At 41.8% G+C, this 1,334-nt stretch carries 1 protein-coding gene; it reads left to right on the top strand.

Going from position 1 to position 1,334, the window contains the following annotated elements; all coding sequences use genetic code 11:
• On the top strand, positions 1-1,162 hold a 1,162-nt coding region (locus R7E00_RS23655), incomplete at its 5' end, for an RNB domain-containing ribonuclease (protein ID WP_318124678.1).
• Positions 1,163-1,334: the final 172 nt, after the last annotated feature.

The raw sequence follows: 1,334 nt of genomic DNA, 5'->3' as shown, positions 1-1,334 counted from the left end.
ATGCGAGATGACCTTTGATGATGAGGGTAACATGCTAGATTCAGAGTTTTCTGAAGGCATCATTCACTATCATGCCAGATTAACGTACGACGACGCTAACCGCATTATCATGCAATCTTCGGCTAAAACAACATACCAAAGCAACAACCCTAAAAATAATATGGCGCAGTATTTGGTGAATCTTCATCGTTTATATTTGAACTTATCTGGCCAACGCAAAGTTCGTGGAGCGATTGACTTTGATACACAAGAACTCGCTTTTAAGCTAAACAACAAAAAGAAGATTGCCTCTATCGTTCCTGTTGTTCGAAATGACGCTCACCGAATGATCGAAGAGTTTATGCTGTGCGCTAACGTTGCTACTGCGCAATTTCTAGAGCTAAATAAAATACCGAGCCTATATCGTGTCCACTCTGGCCCTCAGATGAAAAAGCTAACCTCACTGAGAATGTTACTTGCGGAAAAAGGGCTAACTTTGGCAGGGGGTGACAAGCCAACGTCTCACGACTACAACGCACTTTTAGATCAAGTTCGAGATTTGGATGAGTGTGACAGAATACGGACCTTGCTGCTGCGCTCTCAAAGCCCAGCTGAATATTCGCCTAAAAACTCGGGTCGCTTTGGCTTAGCAGACGATGCTTACGCACACTTTACATCTCCAATTCGTCGTTACCCTGATTTACTCATTCATCGTGCCATCCGTGCCAAACTTCGAGAGAAAACTACTGGTAAATTACGTAGCCTGTTAATGAAGCTCAAGCCGATACGCCAGCTAGCAGGTATTTCGAATAGTTACCCTTACGATACAAAAGAGATTGAGCAACTCAGTGTGCACTGTTCGCATCAATCTCGCCAAGCTGATGAAGTAAGCCGTGAGGTTGAATCAGCACTGAAATGCCACTACATGAAACCATTTATTGGACGAAACTTCATGGGAAGCGTTTCTGGAGTTACGCACTTTGGTGTTTTTGTAGAGCTGGAGGAAAACAGAATCGAAGGTCTCATACCTTTATCCAGTTTTCAAAATGGCGATTTTGAATTTGATGCGATCAAACAAAAAATCTCAAGCCAAACGACAACTTTTACACTTGGCACTCAAGTAAACATTACTGGCAAAGAAATCGACTCTAAGAAAAGAAAAATCATATTCAACTTTGCTTAAAAATAATTGAGAACGTGATGATTTGCTACCTACTGTCAACGGTTTTTGGCTCTCTGTGTTAAGCCAAAGTTTGCCACGGGAAAACTGGCACATAGTACGTTACAAAATTGGTATCCAAATCAACATAGTGAGGACACGATGTACACTAACTTTGGTATGCATGGCTTTCTTA

Origin of the sequence: Vibrio sp. Vb1755 (genome assembly GCF_033338635.1) — a bacterium.
Lineage (GTDB): Bacteria > Pseudomonadota > Gammaproteobacteria > Enterobacterales > Vibrionaceae > Vibrio > Vibrio alginolyticus.
This window is presented reverse-complemented; position numbering and strand designations above follow the sequence as displayed.